Source organism: Clostridium sp. ATCC 25772, assembly GCF_001573875.1.
GTDB classification, from domain to species: domain Bacteria; phylum Bacillota; class Clostridia; order Clostridiales; family Clostridiaceae; genus Clostridium_J; species Clostridium_J senegalense.
The window spans coordinates 1-16995 of sequence record NZ_LFRG01000021.1; the positions used below are offsets into that span (position 1 = coordinate 1).

Sequence of the window (16995 nt, forward strand, 5' to 3'; positions counted from 1 at the left end):
ATAACTGCAAGTAGAGTATGCACATTAACTAATTATGGAATAGAGCTTCTCCGACATAATAGTAAATATAAAAACATATTTAAAAAGTTCATAGCAAAAGAAGCCTCAATAATTTAGTGATTTTTTGAAAAAATTAAAGAGTTGATATTATAGTAGCTTTAAAATTGTACAAGCTATCATAAACTATTTAAAAAAATCAATTTTGGTAAATTCAATTTACTACATACTAAAAATTAATGTATTTAAGTCGTATTTTTAGTGACGGTAATTAAATATTAAACTGATAATTATTATAAAAAGTGACATTTAATAAATATTAAATAAGTTAGTTAGTATATATAGTGACGGACAATAAGAAAAATATTGTATTATATAAAATAACTAATATTTTGGGGGGAGAATATGATTAAAGATAAAAGGGAATTAATAAATCTTTGGGATAAGGTTGGAGTGAATTTTAGTGAGATAGGGCCTAATTATTGGAAGAGGTTTGGAGAAAGACTTATAGAGTTATCAGATATAAATGCAGGGGATTTCGTTCTAGATATAGGTATAGGTCGTGGAGCATCATTGTTTCCAGCAGCTCAAAGAGTAGGGGAAAATGGACAGGTTATAGGTATAGATATCTCAAAGGTTATGGTAAATGAAACTAAAAAACAAATTATAAAAGAAAACATAAATAATATAAAAGTATTTCAAATGGATGGGGAGGATTTAGAGTTCAAAAATGAATATTTTAATAATGTAGTATCAGGATTTAGTATAGGATATATATTGAATGAGGATAAAGAGCTAAATAAGATTCTAAAAGTGTTAAAATTTAAGGGACAATTAGCTTTGAGTTTATGGGGGGTACAAGAAAGTCAAAATTGGTTAACAGATATAATAAATGAGTATTTATTTATTCATAGCAATAAAGGTAATAAAGTTAAAGATAAAAAAGAAGATGATACAGTATTAAATACTGTGTATGGAGTAAAAAGTTTTCTAAAAAGTCTAAATTTAAAAGATATTAAAGTGTATGAAGAAGATAATGAGGTAATATATTTAGATGAAAATCAATGGTGGAGTGAAATGTGGAATAATGCATTAAGAGGTATTTTAGAAAGTATAGAAAAATTAGGTGATGAAAAGTTTGAAAGTTTTAAATTAGCTGTAAATAAGACGCTGGAAAAATTTAAGACTGAAAAGGGTATATGCTTTAATATGAAAGTGATATATGCATATGGAAAAAAAGAATAGCCTTAATAATTTATTATCAAAAGTAAGTTCTATAAAATATACACTAAGAAAGGAAGTGGGCTTTTAGTGGGGGTATATAAGTATCATGCATTTTCTCACTAAACATAATTTATGTTGAAGCATAAGGGCACAAAGAATATAAAAACAGAAAGATTATTATTAAGAAAATTTAAAGCTTATGATGTAAAGGATATGTTTAAAAACTGGGCAAGTGATAGTGAAGTTACAAAATTTTTAACATGGGAACCACATAATAGTGTAAATGATACTAAGGTAATTATAGACCAATGGGTTAAGGAATATAAATATAGTAACAGTTATAATTGGGCTATAGAATTAAAAGAAACAGGAAAAGTTATTGGTGGTATTTCTATAGGTAAACTAGAAGAAGAACATTGCTGTTGTGAAATAGGTTATTGTATAGCTAAAAGTTATTGGAAAAAGGGGATAGCCACTGAAGCATTAACAGCAGTAATTGATTATTTGTTTAAAGTGGTTAATTTTAATAGGATTGTAGCAAAACATGATACTAAAAATATAGGTTCAGGAAAAGTAATGATTAAAAGTGGAATGAAGTATGAAGGAACTTTAAGACAAGCAAAAATACGTAAAAATAAGGAATTTTATGATTTAGCTGTATATGCAATATTAAAATATGATTGGTTAGAGAGAAATAAGTAATATTAAAGAAAAACTTATTTTGTAGCGATTATATAGATTGTATGTGTTAAAAATTTAATTTGTTTTTAGATCAGATATTTAGGAGGGGGTATTATGCCATTTAAGCATAAATCAATTTCATATGGGCTTCCTCAAGACCCATTTGATAATGAAAAATTAAAGGAATACTGTGAGGATTTACAATGTGCTTTAAATTTAAAAAGAAAACCTGTTGGGGTAAAATTTTATTTTACAGAAGAAGATTATAATAATTGTGAGAAAGATGAACCTTCAGGTCCATTGTCATATTGTTGTATAGTTGAAAAAGCTACCCGTGGAAAAAGTTTTAAAGCTAGATTGCAACATTTAAATTGTGATGGTGGAACTACTGCCTTAGGACTTGAAGATTCAACACCACGTATAGAATCAGGTATGGAGTATTTTTCATATAACTTATATAGTACTCCAGCAGTAGCGAGAAGAGTAAGAGAAGGTGTTATGGGATTATATAGAACAGGTGCAAGTACATATGGAATTGAAGTAGCATCGTTGGAAGACTTTATTGTTGCGCCTGATATAATAATATTTATTGTGAATCCTTATGAAGCGATGAGAATTCAACAAGGGTATGTATATCATACAGGAGAAAGAATAACAGCCACTCTAGCAGCTATGCAAGGTATTTGTGCTGAAATTACCGTTGAACCATATCTTACTGGAAAGATGAATATTTCTACATTATGTCCAAGCACTAGGTTTTTAGCTAAATGGGAAGATGATGAAATGGCCATTGGTATACCTTATGAGCAATTTGAAAGTACAGTAAAAGGTATAATAGCTACTATAAACACTACAGATTTAAAGTATAGAAAAGAAGAAATAGTAACGAGATTTGGAAATAAAAATAAAGATGCAGGTTTTATAATAATAGATAAATATTAAAAGAATATTAATTGTATAATCTATAAAGATTGTAACAAAATTAGTTTTGTATTTATTTTGGTAATGGGAGATATAAAAAAAGTGAAAAAAGATAGAAAAACAATACTTGCAAAAATTATATACTTGTTATTTGTAAGTGGAACTATTGGAGCAATATTTATAGTTTATAATGACATAGATAGTAAAATAGCTACAACTTTTATAATTAGTTATGTAATAATAGCCTTTATATTTATTATGTACAATGCAATTATGACAATTCTAAATTCAAGAAAGTTGCAAAGAAAAGATTTAAAAATAAGATTTTTTAAATTTTGTATATTATTTTGCATATTATGGGTATTAGGTTATGTTTTTGATTATTTTATAAGTCCATCAGGAATAAATTTAATGAAAGAAATTTCAATTGCCTTTGGAGCTTCATTTGGGATATGTTTTACAGAAGTGACATTATTAAAAGAAAAATAATTGGAATAAAGTATAAAAAATTAAAGGACTATTTTATTTAAAATAGTCCTTTAAAAAAGTTTAATTTAATAAATTAGAAGTATCTATATTTCAAAATCAATACATTTTTATATATTTATTCATGTAAGGAGAGTTTTTATATAAGGTTCTTTTTCCATGAATTTTTCTACAAGTATATTAGAATTTTTATGAAGTGTTAAATTATATATTTCAAAAGTAAATATTTTGTAAAACTAAAAAATGAGAAAGGTATGATAATGGTGAGAATAAGAAATTATAGAGAAGATGATAATTTAAAATGGGTAAGGTGTAGGGTTTTATCATTTTTAGACACTGCTTATTATGATGATGTATTAAAAGAAAAACAACATTATAAAAATTCTTCAATTGAATTAGTTGCAGAAATAGACGATAAAATAGTAGGACTTATGGACACAGAGTATGAAATAGAAAAAGGGGCAGTTTGTTATAAATCAAATGAGTTAGGTGCAGTAATATGGCATTTAGCAGTATTACCTGAATACAGAAACAAAGGTATATCAACTGCTCTTTTAAACCAAACAATTAATATATTGAAGGGAAAAGATATTAAAGTCCTCCAGGCATGGACAAGAGACGATATATGGGTAAATGATTGGTATAAAAAAAGAGGATTTAATTGGAGAGAATCATATTTACATGTTTATAAGAATAGGAAAGATTGTGATGAATTTGTTCAAATAAAAGTTGAAAATATGGTTATTTGTAGTTGTTTTGCACATTATGTAGGTACAAATAAGGAAGAAATAAAAGATACATTTGAAAGGGTACATGAATGCAATTTGTATGAGCTTACAATTTAATATATTATTTTAAATATAGAAAAAACATGATGATAAATAAATATTTATTGGAAAATATAATATATATTTATATAAATTGACATATAATGTAGAAAGTGGTATCGTTTACTTAGATGAAAGTTTCAATTTTTTATTATATTTAATTAGGGGGAGAGTTTAATGAAAAAAAATCCAAGGGAAATGTTAAATGATTTTCAACAAGGACTAAATGATTTTGGAAAAACTAATTTAAGTCATGTTAAAGGTTTTATGAATCTTTTAGGCACTACATATAAAGAAGGTGCATTATCAACTAAAAATAAAGAGCTTATAAGCGTTGCAATTGCAGCTTATAATCGTTGTGAATATTGTATAGTTTTTCATGTTTATAAGGCTTTAGAAGCTGGAGCTAAAAGAGAAGAAATATTGGAAGCAGCTATGGTTTCAGTAGCTTTTGGTGGTGGTCCAGCTATGGCATATACTGTTACATTATTGAAGGATTCATTAGATGAATTTGAGAAGGATTTTGCTAAATAAAAATTAAAAATTAATGTAATATAAAAAGAACTAGTAGTATGCTAGTTCTTTATTTTTTTATAAATTATAATGAATATGTTATTTTGAAAAAGTGTTTTTAAAGTTTAATGGAGATAATCCAGTTACTTCTTTAAATACATAAGAAAAGTAACTTTGTGTTTTAAAACCACAGATGGTAGCAATGTAGTGCATAGAGTAGTTTGTATTAGTTAGTAAATGTTTTGCCTTATACACTCTTAATTTTTTTATATATTCTGTAAATTTGATACCCATATCTTTAGTAAAGCAAAATGAAAGATAGTTTTTACTTACGTGAATTTGATTTGATACAAATTGTAAATTGAGATTTTTACTTAAGTTTTCATTTATTATTTCTACTGCGCTTTTTAATACAGTTTTATTGGAATTTATGCAACAATGAGAAATCTCAAAACTGAAGGTATCTATAACTACATTTCCATAATTTAAAAGTTCACTTTTATTATTTATTTTGTCTAAGTCCTTAATAAGTTCAAAAGCTGTTGTATGAAAGGTATATTCTATATCTGTGTTTAATGATAAGTTGATATTTAAATAATTTATAAAAGAAATAAGATGATTTTTTATAGAACAAATTTCAAAATTATAAGAAAGCTTTATCTCTTGAAATAGAATAGAAAGCTTTTCATAGTACTTTTTTGCACCGTCAAAATCTAAAAATTTAATTTTATTACATATTTCCTTTTGTAATGTTAAATAATCCAAGTTCATAAAAACCTCCAAAATTCTAAATTTACCTATTAAAAATAAATAAAACTCATATAATATAATGGTAAATGAAAATCATTTTCAATTATAACATAAATATTGATATTTTAAAATAAAAGAAATTAATAATAATTAAAATATTAATATAATATTTATAAAATTGGATAGTAAATACTTAGATATGTAATCTTAAAATAATTATTGAATCAAATATTAGTTAAGATTTAATTATAGTTCATTATAGTTCATTATATAAATAAAAGGGAAATAGTTTTATATTACTTAATTATATTGTTTTAAAATTTTTTTAACTTTTTCACATTTTAAAGTATTTTTAAAACTTTGTGATAAAATATAAAATAACTTTAATTATATATAATCTAAGGACTTAATATTAGAGGGGGAATAATGTGGAAATTTGTAGAGCATATAAAGATGAAGTTAGTTATTTAAAGTATGAAGAAAGTTATTTCCATAATACAGCAATTATAGCAAAGAATAAGGAAAATATTGTAGGTGTATTATAGGGAAACAAGCTCAAATTTAAATTTATTTAATAACTTTAAAATATTTTTATACAAAATATAGTGTTGAATTCCAAGTGATTCAGAGCATGTCTCACTATTTTGCATATCCAAGTTTTGGAATGGATAATTTTAAAAGTCAACTTGGAATCCTATAGAGTATAATATTTTGAATTTTAAAACTGCACAAATAGTTAACATAAGTATATTTGATGAAGAGGTTAAATATGAAACTTTGAAAGGGTTAATAGAAGAAATTAGTTATTGGAATCCTTATTTAAAAGAATATATTTATAAAGAACAAAGTGGAAATATTACTATAAAAGATTTAAATACTTTAGGCTTTATTAAGAAAGAAAATTGGGTTAAATTAATAGATAATAATATAAAAGTTTTTAAGATATATATGAAAGATATAAAAGTTGAACAGCTTACAGCTGATCGTGATAAATTAAAAAATGTAGAAAGGTGGATAAATGCTCCTGAAAACATAATTATTACCTGTGTTTTAATGAATGATAAAATTGTTCCTATAGATGGATATTCAAGACTTATTGCGGCATATAAAAAGGGATTTCCTTATGTTTATGGTTATCTGGAAAATGAAAAAGATGTGAATATGGATTTTTTAAAAACCTGTATTAAATGGTGTGAAAATGAAGGAATCTTTACTATAGATGATTTAAATAACAGAATAGTTTCAAAAGAAGAACATAAAAAAATATGGGTATACAGGTGTAGAAAATATTTTGAAAATAATTAGGCGCAAATGTAAGGGGTGTTATCTATGAAAGTTGAAAGAAGTTGTGGTGGAATTCTCTTTAGACGAAATAATAAAAAAATAGAATTTTTATTAGTAAAAAGTATAGGAAGAAGAGGATATTGGGGATTTCCTAAAGGTCATATGGAAAGTGGAGAGACAGAGCGTGACACAGCTTTAAGAGAGATTAAGGAAGAAACTGGATTAAGTAATATTAAGTTATATGAAAATTTAAAGATAACGGATAGTTATTCAATAAAAAAAGATAATATAAAGGAAGTTACATTTTTTATAGGAGAAGCATTAAGTTATAATGTAAAAATTCAAGAGGAAGAGATAGCAGATTATATGTGGGGAACTATAGAGAGTTGTCTTGATGTTTTAACTTTTGAAAGTATTAAAAATATGTTAGATTATAGTAACAACTTAATTAGAAAAGAAATAATTACTTATTAATAAGTAATTTAGATAAAATATTAAATTATGAAAGGAACTAAAGTGAAATATGAATTTTATTGTGAAAAAATTTGATGAATTAAAATTAGAAGAACTTTATGAAATATTAAAATTAAGAAATCAGGTATTTGTTGTTGAACAAAATTGTCCATATCAAGATTGTGATGATAAGGATAAAAAATCATATCATATATTTCTAAAAGATGGTAAAGAGGTATGCTCATATGTAAGAGTATTGCATAAAGGTGTTTCTTATGATGAAGTATCTATAGGAAGAGTGGTGGTTAGTCCTAAGCATAGAAAAGGTGGTTTAGGGAGAAAAAATATGTTAGAGGCTATAGATTTTATTAAAAATATTCTTAAAGAAGATAAAATTAGAATTTCTGCTCAAGAATATTTAATAGAGTTCTACAAAAGTTTAGGATTTGAACCTGTTTCAGAAGTTTATTTAGAGGATAATATTCCCCATATAGAAATGTTATGGAATTTAAATACAACTAACTTGTAATTCAAAAAACCAAAAAATAAGGGCGTGCAAAATTGTGCATACCCTTTAAATGGTATAAAAATAAACATATTGGTAATAAAATTTAATGATATGCATATAAGAATAAAATGATTTTTTATATGTATGTCTATAAATATGTCAAAATAAATTAGTTTTACAAATATGTTTTATTTTAAGGTTATTTTAAATTTTTAACTGATTATTGATTTCAAAAAAGAAGCTGCTTCTTTTTCACTTATGTTTTTGCTTAAAACTATTTCTTCAATTATAAGTTTTTTAGCATTTGTAAGTAATTGTTTTTCGCTTGAGTTAAGAGGTTTTTCGCTGTTAGCAGTAACTAAAGTAGAAATTACCTCTATTCCTTTTTCGAAGGAACCAGATTTGATTTTCTTCATATTTGTATTATATCTTTCTTTTGAATTAAGATTTTCCTCAAAGTCTAACTCGCCATTTTGAGCTCTTAATAATGTTTTTTCTAAATCCTCAGGCTCACATAATAAACGTAAGTTAGAATCAACTATTTTTTTAGCAGGAATCATAAGTTTCATGTTATTATTTAATATTTTTATTATATAGTATTGCTGTTTTTCACCATTAAACTCTTTTTCTTCTATATTTTCTATAACACCTGGCCCCTGCATTGGGTAAACAACTTTATCACCAATTTTAAACAAATTAAAGGCACCTCCTACAAATTTAAATTAATTTCTTAATATAATTATAACACAATTAGTAAAATAGTCAAATTTATAATGATATCACAGCTAAAATGACAATGTCAATAACTTTTTAGGAAAAATAGTAAAAATTTTTTCTCTGTTTTTCTATAACAAAAAAAATATATATATTAAGGTTAAAAAGTGATTTGTTATATTTGAATTTTTGATAAATTATTTATGTATTATAGAAAAACTATATAATATGGAAAGAAGAATAAATAGTCTATTTGGTGTAATATCTAAGATATAATTACTATATATTTTTAGGAGGAATTATGATGGAAAGACCTTTAGTAAATATAAAAATAAAAAGTGGAAAAAATATAAAAATAGAGCTATATCCAGATAAGGCACCAGAAGCAGTAAAAAACTTTATTATGTTAACAGAAAAGGGGTTCTTTGATGGCTTGTTTTTTTGGAGGGTAGAAAAAGGAGTACTTATTCAAAGTGGTTGTCCGGATAATGATGGTACTGGAACTTTAGGATATAGTATTAAAAGCGAATGTAAAGAAAATGGAGTTAATAATGATTTGAAATTTATAAGAGGAACTTTAGGACTTGGAAGATTCGAATTTAATACTGAATGTAGTGAGTTTTTTATTACTATAATAAATAGTCCTCAATTAGATGGAAAGTTTACTGCTTTTGGAAGAGTTATAGATGGAATGGATGAAGTTGAAAGAATAAGTAATGTTCAATGTGAGAAGGTTGTATTTTTTCATAGGGCTATAGAAAAAGTATATATTGAAAAAATAACAATAAATACATTTGGAAAAGAGTATGATATGCCAGAAAAGTTGCCAGGATTTACAAAAGAAGAAATGATTAAGAAAAACTATGAAATAATTAATCAGCGTAGGAAAAATGGAATTAAACTTGTTTAAAGTTATAAGGTTTCAAGTTGACTTTAAAAATAATCCATTCAAAAACTTGAATACCAAAATAATGAGATATGCTCGAAAATGCTCAAAATTCAACACTACATTTTGGATAACAATATTTTAAAGTTATTGAATAAATTCAAATGGGAACTTGTTTCTCTATACAATATTTATTATATATAATAATTTTTTAGAAAAAACTTAAAATTAAAAATATTAGAACTTAATATTGATAAATAATTATTTTTAAAAAGTAATGGATATTGTTTATAAAAAATAATATAATATACATATCTTAGAAAAATTATAAATTATAAAGGTAGTATTTAAGGAGGATTTTTTATGAAAGATTTACTAGAAAAAGGAGCTGTGCTTCAAAGAGATAAAGAAACTTATGCAATAGCACCTCATTTAACAGGTGGGCTTGTTACATCAGAACAACTTAGAAAGCTTGCAGATGTTGCAGATAAATACAATGCATCGGCAATAAAGGTTACAGGTGCTCAACGTATAGCAATAGTTGGCTTAAAAGAAGAGGATATAGATAATGCATGGGAAGATTTAAATATGAATCCAGGTGCAGCTATAGGATTATGTGTGAGAAGCGTTAAAATATGTCCTGGAACAACATTTTGTAAAAGGGGACTTCAAGATTCAGTAGGTGTAGGTGCTAAATTGGATGAAGCATATCATGGTAGAAACTTACCTAATAAACTAAAAATAGGAGTTAGTGGTTGTCCAAATAGTTGTGCAGACAGTCATACAAGAGATATAGGACTTATAGGTGGACCTAAAGGATGGTCTGTTTATGTTGGAGGAAAAGGTGGAGTTAAACCAAGGCTTGGTGATAAGCTTTGTATGAATGTAAGTGAAGAAAGGTTATTTGAATTAGTAGAAGAAATAATAAAAGTATATGATGAATATGCTACAGGAAAAGAGAGATTAGGTGACTATATAGATAGGGTTGGATTAGAAGTGGTTAAAGCTAAATTATCCTTAGAGAAATTTATATAATTTTAAAATAAAATGGTTGCAATGGAAATTCATTGATGTTAAAATAGTTGCTAACGCAACTATTTTTGTTATTTAAATTTAAAAAGAGAGGTATTTATGAAAGGAAAAAATAAATGTGAATCTTTAGGAAAATATATATCTGAACTGTACAGGGTTCAAAACAGTTATCTTAGTAAACGATTTAATAAATTAAATATAGGTGCAGGACAATATTTATTTTTATTACATCTTTATAAGTATAGGGGAGCAACACAGGAAGAACTTACTGAAATGCTAAAAGTAGACAAGGCTACAACTACCAGAGCTATAAAGAAGTTAGAAGATAACGGGTATGTAATAAGAGATAAAAGAAAAGAAGATAAAAGAGCATATAATGTGATACTTACAGAAAAGGCTTTAGATATAGAACCAAAATTTTTTGAAGTTTTAGATGAATGGAAAAAGAAACTTAAAGAAATTTTAACTGAAGAAGAAGAAAATACACTTTTAAAATTACTAAAAAAAATATCTATTAGCAATTTAATTTAGTAGTTGTGTTATTGAATACTAATAAAAATAAAGGAGGAATTTTATGAATCATCAAAATAAATTAGGTGAAGAAAAAGTATTTAAATTACTTTTAGAGTTTTCGGTACCTGCCATAATAGGCATGGTTGTTAACACTCTATACAACATAATAGATAGGATGTATATAGGGCATATACCAGAGGTAGGAAATTTAGCTATTACTGGTGTATCAATTACTATGCCTATAATGACTATAATGCTTGCCTTTGGTATGCTTGTTGGTATAGGAACTTCGGCAAAGATTTCTTTAAAACTTGGACAAAATGATAAAGAAAGTGCTGAAAAACATTTAAGTAATGCATTTACATTGTTAATTATAATAAGTATTTTAATTACCATTTTTGGACTATTGTTTATGGATAAGCTATTAGCAATATTTGGAGCTAGTGAACAAACTTTAGTTTTTGCTAGGGAGTACATAGAAGTTATATTTATAGGTACAATATTTAATATGTTAAGTTTTGGATTAAATCATTCCATAAGAAGTGATGGTAATCCTAAAATTGCTATGTGTTCTATGCTAATAGGGGCAATTACCAATATAGTTTTAGATCCTATATTTATATTCACTTTTAATATGGGAGTTAGAGGTGGTGCTATAGCAACTGTTATATCACAAATTGTAACAACTATATGGGTATTATATTATTTTATAAAAGGTAAAAGTGTATTAAAAATAAGAAAAAAATATTTAAAATTGGATAAAACAATAGTTTTAAGTATTTTTGCAATTGGAATTAGTCCTTTTAGTATGCAGATTGCTCAAAGTGTAGTACAAGTAATAGCAAATAATTCCCTAAGAAAATATGGTGGGGATAATGCAATTGGGGCAATGGGTATAATATCAAGTATATCTATGATTTTTTTAATGCCTGTGTTTGGTATAAATCAAGGCTCACAGCCTATTATAGGATTCAATTATGGAGCTAAGAAATATAAAAGAGTAAAAGAAACTGTAAAATATGCAGTTTCTGCAGCAACTGTTTTAACAGTTACAGGATTTTTATCAGTTCAATTAATTCCAAATGTACTTATATCAATGTTTAATAGTGATCCAGATTTAATAAATATAGGTGTTAGAGGCTTAAGAGTTTATCTTATGATGTTCCCTATATTAGGATTCCAAATAGTGAGTTCAAACTTTTTTCAATCAATTGGTAAAGCGAAAATTTCTATGTTCTTAAGTTTGTTAAGACAAGTTATAATATTAATACCATGTATGATAATACTTCCAATGAGATTTGAATTATTAGGAGTTTGGATGTCTGGTGCAGTATCAGATTTGGTAGCTGCAATTATAACAGGAACTATATTCTTTAAGGCAATGAGAAATCTTAAAGAAAAAAAAAAATTGGATATTCAAAAAGCTTATAGATAGGTTTAGGTAAAATGAATAATAAATAGAAAAAAAGCTGTCTTAAAATAGGAATAAGGTTCTATTTTGAAGACAGCTTTTTAAAGTCTTTAATTATGAATAGTTATTTTTTTATTAAGTCCCAAAATTTAAGTGTAGCTTCAAAATCTATAGTAATACTATTATCAGCTACAGATAAATCTTTTATATCTAAATATTTAATAGCCGAGAAATTTAGAATTATATTATCATTGGCTTTATCTACTTGAATAAAATCAGTATCTTCTATAGCTGAAAAAATTTTTTCACTTGAAACAGGAATAAAACCTATAGAGCCTTTTTGGTATTTAAGTAGAATTGTATTATTTTCTGCATAAGGTTTAAATACAAACTTTGTTCTAAAAGGAATTTTATTATATTTAACATTTGCATTTAAAATTAATGAATCACCATCTATTTCAATCTTTAAACCATCTAGATAGTTATTTAAATTAGAGTCTTTTTTTGCAGCTAAAATGCATAAATCTGTAAGTTCCTCCTCATTTAATGTTGTATGAGATTTTAAAGAAAGCTCACTAAGATTTAATTTAAAATCTTTTGGTAAAAATTTATCTACAAAGTCTTTCTCATTAAACTCTATAGTAGAATCCATAGATTTAAGTGTAGTATTTGGATAAAAACCGAAATAATATAAGGCGGCTAAGGAAAAAAATAATGATATAATAACTATTAAAATTTTAATTGATTTTTTCATAATAATATTAAGGCATTATAAAAATAACTGTTAAATTTTATTATTAAAAAGGTAGCTAGGATTTACCTTTTGTATATTTTATATATTTATTAAAATATACCGTAGTTAAATTTACTAAGGCCTCTTTCTCCTATAATAAATTATACCTTAATTTTATAATTTTTAAAGAGTGTATATAAAAATTAGCTTTTAAACTTAATAAATATTAATTTTAAGTATAAAAAAAACCTTTTTAAGTATAAAATGAAAATTTGTAATATAAAAGATGCTACAATATATTAAAATAATATAATAATTAGGGGGAGAGGAAGTTATGGAATATAATAAGCTCAATATTAACTCAAAAAAATCGTGGCTTATAGCAAGGTTAATAACAACTATTATATTTGGAGTTATTTTATACGGTGGACAGTGGTTTTTAAAAAAACAGTTTAATTGGAAGTGGTTAATTAATTATAATACTACTATAAACATAGTTATAGGAATAGTTATGGTATTTTTATTATTAAACACTTTTTTATATCCTATTATAGAATATAATCAATGGAAATACATAATAACTGAAGATAAGGTTGATTTTACAGAAGGGATTTTTATTTTAAAAAGAACTGTAATACCAATTTTAAGAATACAACATATAACAGTTACACAGGGACCTATAAATAAGTTATTTAATTTAGGTGATATATCTATAGTAACTGCTGGAGGTAGTCATAAAATCCCTAACATAGAAATGGCAAAGGCGGAAGAAATAAGTGAATATTTAAAAAGTAAGGTAAAACAAAAGGTGGAAGAAAATGAGTAATTTAGAAAAACCTAATAGAAATCATTGGGTTGTAATTTTATCTCAACTATTTAAAATTATTTATGAATCGATAGTCTTTGTTGCAATAGTCTTTGTTAAGTTAAAATGGTATTACGGAGTTATAATTACTGCTTTAATGGTTATATATTCTATTATTAAATGGAGACGAACTGTATTTTATATAAAAGATAATATGTTAGTCTTAAAGACTGGCGTAATTACTCTTTCAAAACAAGAAATTCCACTTTCTAAAATAACTACTGTAGATACACAGCAAAATATTATAAATAGAATACTTAATGTTTCTACTTTAAAAGTTGATAGTGGAGCTGTTGGTGAGGGAAAATCTGAATTAAAAGTAACAATAAAAACCAATCTTGCAAACAAATATAAAGATGCACTTTTAGAAAATAAAGTTGAGAGCATTAAAATAAAAGATAATGATGATAATGTTATAAAAGCTACAAAAAAAGACATTTTTATTTATGGTTTAACTAAAAACAAATTAGGATGGGTTTTCGGTTTATATGTTTTTCTTTCACAATTTACAGATTTTATAAGTGAAAAAATAGTAAACTCTGTTGGTGATAGTGCTCATAAAATTTTTCTTGGAATGCAGGGTACAATAAGTGGAAAATCTATAATTATTATAATAATGTTAAGCTTACTGTTAACAGTTTTTATATATATTATAGTGGCTTTAGTAGCTACATTGTTAGAGATTATAAAATATAATGATTTTAAGCTTTATAAAAAGAATAAAAAAGTAAATATAGAATATGGATTTTTTACAAAGAAAAAGTACTCATTATCACATAATAAAATACAAGGATTAAAATTAAAGCAAAACTTTATTCAACAATTTATGGGACTTTATACTATTGAAGGAATAATAGTTGGGTATGGTGACATGGAAGATAAAATTGCTATGATATTTCCTATAGCTAATAAAAATCAAAAGGATAAAATAATACAAAATATCTTTGATGATTTAGAATTTGAAGGAAATTTTAAAAAGCCAAAGAAAAGGGAGATTAGAAGGTTCATAATAAAAAGGTTGTTAATAACGATTATAATCACTTCTACCATTTGTTATTTTATTCCTAAAATTAATTATAAAGTAAAAATAGGAGTTGTTGTTATATTAGCTTTATGGCAAATAATATTAGGCTACTTAAACTATAAAAATACATCAATAGGTTTAGATGAAAATGTTATAGTTATGTCTAGTGGATCAAGAACCAAAATTACTCACTTAATAAAACAAAAAAGTGTACAATCTATAACAAAAAGTGAAAATTTATTTCAAAGATATTCAGGGGTTTGCGATTTGAACGTAGATATTTGTACAAATAATTTTGGAGAAGTGGTAACAGTTAGACATTTAGATAAAAAATTAATGATAACCTTAGAAGAAAATTTAATAATATAACATAAAAGGTGGATATATATCCACCTTTTATGTTATTTAAACAATATATTCATTAATAATATCTTTTAAAGTTTGTGTATTGTTATTTATAAGTTCGTCAAAAGTTATGTTTTTATTTTTTATTTCAAGTGCAAGTTTGTATAGCATTTTTGGAACACTATCTTCAGTGATATCACCATAAATTTCTCCAAGACATGCTTTCCCATATCCAAAAGCACCACCAATATGAAGCTCGAAACATTTAGTAGAAATATTATTAACTTTTTTCATTTTACCAGTTAATCCAATTTCTCCAACTTGGTGAACACCGCAAGAATTAGGACAACCAGAAATATGAATACTTGGAAGTATATCATCTTCAAGATTATTTTTCTTAAAATAGTCTATTATTGCATTAAGAGTATTTTGACTCTCTGCAACTCCCATTTGGCATATTGGTACACCTATGCAAGATACAGATTGTTCAAGTTTATTTTCTCCACCTAGATTTTTAGTAACTTTTAAAATTCTTTCAGCCTCTTCCCCATTTAAGTTTATAAAATATAATCCTTCTGTCATAGAAAGTCTAATCATTGGTTTTTCTATTTTTTCAAGTTCATCTAATATTAGTTTGAAATTATCCATAGATAATTGACCACCAATAGGATGGAAGTAAACACTATATAACCCTTGTCCTTTTTGAGGTATAAGTCTTGAATTTTTCAAGCCTGTATTTATACCTTTTTTATTATAATTTATAGGTGTAATATTTAGATCTAAATCATAGTTTTCTATTGCAAATGCAAGATGTTTTTTATATTCTTTTATAAAACCATCTACTCCAAGTTTTTCAACTATATATCTAATGCGGGCCTTACTTTTATTTTCATAATTTCCTTCGGCTACAAAAAAATTAGTCATAGCTTCTACATGATACATCACATCTTTAGGTTCTACTAGCTCATCTAGCTCTATAGCTACTTTACCATTTCTTCCAAGTCCACCACCTAAATATACTCTAAAGTAGTTTTTAGAATCTTTAGTGCAAGCTAAAAAGCCAAGATCTTGAATTGTGCAATGACCTTCATCATTGTTACTACTAGAAAAAGATACTTTTAATTTCCTAGGTAGTTTATATGTTGTGATTTTTTTAATGAAGTGTTCATTAACAGCTAAAGCATATGGTGTAACATCAAAGGCTTCATTTTTATCTACACCAGAAAGGGGAGACATAGCAACGTTTCTAGGAAAGTTTCCACCACCACCTCTAGTATATATTCCTTTATTTATGCTTTCTTTCATAACAGAACAGACATCTTCAATTGAAAGACCATGAAGTTGAATTGCTTGACGAGTTGTTAAATGAACTTTATCTAAATTATATTCTTTTGCAATTTTATAAATGTCTTTAAGATTTTCTAATGAGGCTACTCCAGAAGGAACTCTAAGTCTTATCATGAAATGTTTACCATCTCTGTGAGAATACACTCCGAAACCTCCAGAAATACCTTTGAAATCTCCTCTTGAAAGTTCTTTGTTAATAAATTTTAAACCGGTTTTTCTAAACTCAGGAATTTCACTTAAAAATAGTTTTTTTAACTCACTCATTCATATCACCTTATATCCTTTTATTTTAGACTTAAAATATTAATAAACTATAAAAAATTAAGTTTATACGTTTTCTTATACAATAATTATTTTAAAACATATAATTAAACTTTAAGTATTTTATAGGGATGTAATCTATAGCTTAAATCTACTCCTGTAGTAAAAAGTTTAGCTTTAAATATATATAGCGTTCTAAGTTGACTTTTAAAATTATCCA

At 25.5% G+C, this 16995-nt stretch carries 19 protein-coding genes; 15 read left to right on the top strand and 4 right to left on the bottom strand.

What is annotated here, in order from left to right; genetic code table 11:
• Positions 1 to 402 precede the first annotated feature (402 nt).
• From AZI32_RS09565 to AZI32_RS09590, 6 genes are all read left to right on the top strand, one after another.
• Positions 403 to 1242 (top strand): class I SAM-dependent methyltransferase, encoded by an 840-nt coding sequence (locus AZI32_RS09565; RefSeq protein WP_061995619.1) that lies wholly within the window; start codon positions 403 to 405, stop codon positions 1240 to 1242.
• 111 nt (positions 1243 to 1353) lie between these two features.
• Positions 1354 to 1923 (top strand): GNAT family N-acetyltransferase, encoded by a 570-nt coding sequence (locus AZI32_RS09570; RefSeq protein WP_061995620.1) that lies wholly within the window; start codon positions 1354 to 1356, stop codon positions 1921 to 1923.
• 93 nt (positions 1924 to 2016) lie between these two features.
• Positions 2017 to 2844 carry a DUF169 domain-containing protein gene (locus AZI32_RS09575; RefSeq protein ID WP_061995621.1) on the top strand — a complete coding sequence of 276 codons (828 nt, stop codon included), beginning with the start codon at positions 2017 to 2019 and terminating at the stop codon, positions 2842 to 2844.
• A gap of 81 nt (positions 2845 to 2925) precedes the next feature.
• Positions 2926 to 3312 (top strand): hypothetical protein, encoded by a 387-nt coding sequence (locus tag AZI32_RS09580; RefSeq protein ID WP_061995622.1) that lies wholly within the window; start codon positions 2926 to 2928, stop codon positions 3310 to 3312.
• 251 nt (positions 3313 to 3563) lie between these two features.
• A complete protein-coding gene (locus tag AZI32_RS09585; protein ID WP_242865290.1) occupies positions 3564 to 4154 on the top strand; it encodes a GNAT family N-acetyltransferase in 591 nt (196 codons plus the stop codon).
• A 159-nt stretch (positions 4155 to 4313) separates the two neighbouring features.
• On the top strand, positions 4314 to 4670 hold the full coding sequence (locus AZI32_RS09590; RefSeq protein ID WP_061995623.1) for a carboxymuconolactone decarboxylase family protein: 357 nt from the start codon (positions 4314 to 4316) through the stop codon (positions 4668 to 4670).
• Between the two features lie 78 nt (positions 4671 to 4748).
• Here the strand turns inward: AZI32_RS09590 and AZI32_RS09595 are convergent, their stop codons facing one another.
• The gene (locus tag AZI32_RS09595) at positions 4749 to 5420 is read right to left on the bottom strand and encodes an AraC family transcriptional regulator (RefSeq protein ID WP_061995624.1); all 672 of its coding nucleotides are present in this window, start codon (positions 5418 to 5420) and stop codon (positions 4749 to 4751) included.
• Between the two features lie 690 nt (positions 5421 to 6110).
• On the opposite strand from AZI32_RS09595, the gene AZI32_RS09600 reads away from it, so the two are divergent.
• Genes AZI32_RS09600 through AZI32_RS09610 form a run of 3 tightly spaced genes read left to right on the top strand, consistent with a single transcriptional unit; the run spans position 6111 to position 7665 of the window.
• A complete protein-coding gene (locus tag AZI32_RS09600) occupies positions 6111 to 6704 on the top strand; it encodes a hypothetical protein (protein ID WP_061995625.1) in 594 nt (197 codons plus the stop codon).
• Positions 6705 to 6728: 24 nt separating this feature from the next.
• Positions 6729 to 7157, top strand: a complete 429-nt coding sequence (locus tag AZI32_RS09605) for an NUDIX domain-containing protein (RefSeq protein ID WP_061995626.1) — start codon at positions 6729 to 6731, stop codon at positions 7155 to 7157.
• Between the two features lie 49 nt (positions 7158 to 7206).
• Entirely contained in the window at positions 7207 to 7665 is a 459-nt protein-coding gene (locus tag AZI32_RS09610; RefSeq protein ID WP_061995627.1) for a GNAT family N-acetyltransferase, read from the top strand.
• 191 nt (positions 7666 to 7856) lie between these two features.
• Here the strand turns inward: AZI32_RS09610 and AZI32_RS09615 are convergent, their stop codons facing one another.
• A complete protein-coding gene (locus AZI32_RS09615) occupies positions 7857 to 8339 on the bottom strand; it encodes a CarD family transcriptional regulator (RefSeq protein WP_082761207.1) in 483 nt (160 codons plus the stop codon).
• Between the two features lie 323 nt (positions 8340 to 8662).
• Here AZI32_RS09615 and AZI32_RS09620 point away from each other — a divergent pair, with 323 nt between their 5' ends.
• From AZI32_RS09620 to AZI32_RS09635, 4 genes are all read left to right on the top strand, one after another.
• Positions 8663 to 9268 (top strand): peptidylprolyl isomerase, encoded by a 606-nt coding sequence (locus AZI32_RS09620; protein WP_061995628.1) that lies wholly within the window; start codon positions 8663 to 8665, stop codon positions 9266 to 9268.
• A gap of 339 nt (positions 9269 to 9607) precedes the next feature.
• Positions 9608 to 10279 carry an NAD(P)/FAD-dependent oxidoreductase gene (locus AZI32_RS09625; RefSeq protein ID WP_061995629.1) on the top strand — a complete coding sequence of 224 codons (672 nt, stop codon included), beginning with the start codon at positions 9608 to 9610 and terminating at the stop codon, positions 10277 to 10279.
• A 96-nt stretch (positions 10280 to 10375) separates the two neighbouring features.
• The gene (locus AZI32_RS09630) at positions 10376 to 10807 is read left to right on the top strand and encodes a MarR family transcriptional regulator (protein WP_061995630.1); all 432 of its coding nucleotides are present in this window, start codon (positions 10376 to 10378) and stop codon (positions 10805 to 10807) included.
• Positions 10808 to 10850: 43 nt separating this feature from the next.
• Entirely contained in the window at positions 10851 to 12224 is a 1374-nt protein-coding gene (locus AZI32_RS09635) for an MATE family efflux transporter (RefSeq protein WP_061995631.1), read from the top strand.
• 100 nt (positions 12225 to 12324) lie between these two features.
• Here the strand turns inward: AZI32_RS09635 and AZI32_RS09640 are convergent, their stop codons facing one another.
• On the bottom strand, positions 12325 to 12954 hold the full coding sequence (locus AZI32_RS09640; protein ID WP_061995632.1) for a hypothetical protein: 630 nt from the start codon (positions 12952 to 12954) through the stop codon (positions 12325 to 12327).
• 313 nt (positions 12955 to 13267) lie between these two features.
• On the opposite strand from AZI32_RS09640, the gene AZI32_RS09645 reads away from it, so the two are divergent.
• Both AZI32_RS09645 and AZI32_RS09650 read left to right on the top strand, forming a co-directional pair.
• A complete protein-coding gene (locus AZI32_RS09645; protein WP_061995633.1) occupies positions 13268 to 13759 on the top strand; it encodes a PH domain-containing protein in 492 nt (163 codons plus the stop codon).
• The gene (locus AZI32_RS09650; protein ID WP_061995634.1) at positions 13752 to 15191 is read left to right on the top strand and encodes a PH domain-containing protein; all 1440 of its coding nucleotides are present in this window, start codon (positions 13752 to 13754) and stop codon (positions 15189 to 15191) included. The genes AZI32_RS09645 and AZI32_RS09650 overlap by 8 nt, the downstream gene beginning before the upstream one ends.
• Positions 15192 to 15227: 36 nt before the next feature.
• Here AZI32_RS09650 and AZI32_RS09655 read toward each other — a convergent pair whose 3' ends face one another.
• Positions 15228 to 16778, bottom strand: a complete 1551-nt coding sequence (locus AZI32_RS09655) for a nitrite/sulfite reductase (protein WP_061995635.1) — start codon at positions 16776 to 16778, stop codon at positions 15228 to 15230.
• Positions 16779 to 16995: the final 217 nt, after the last annotated feature.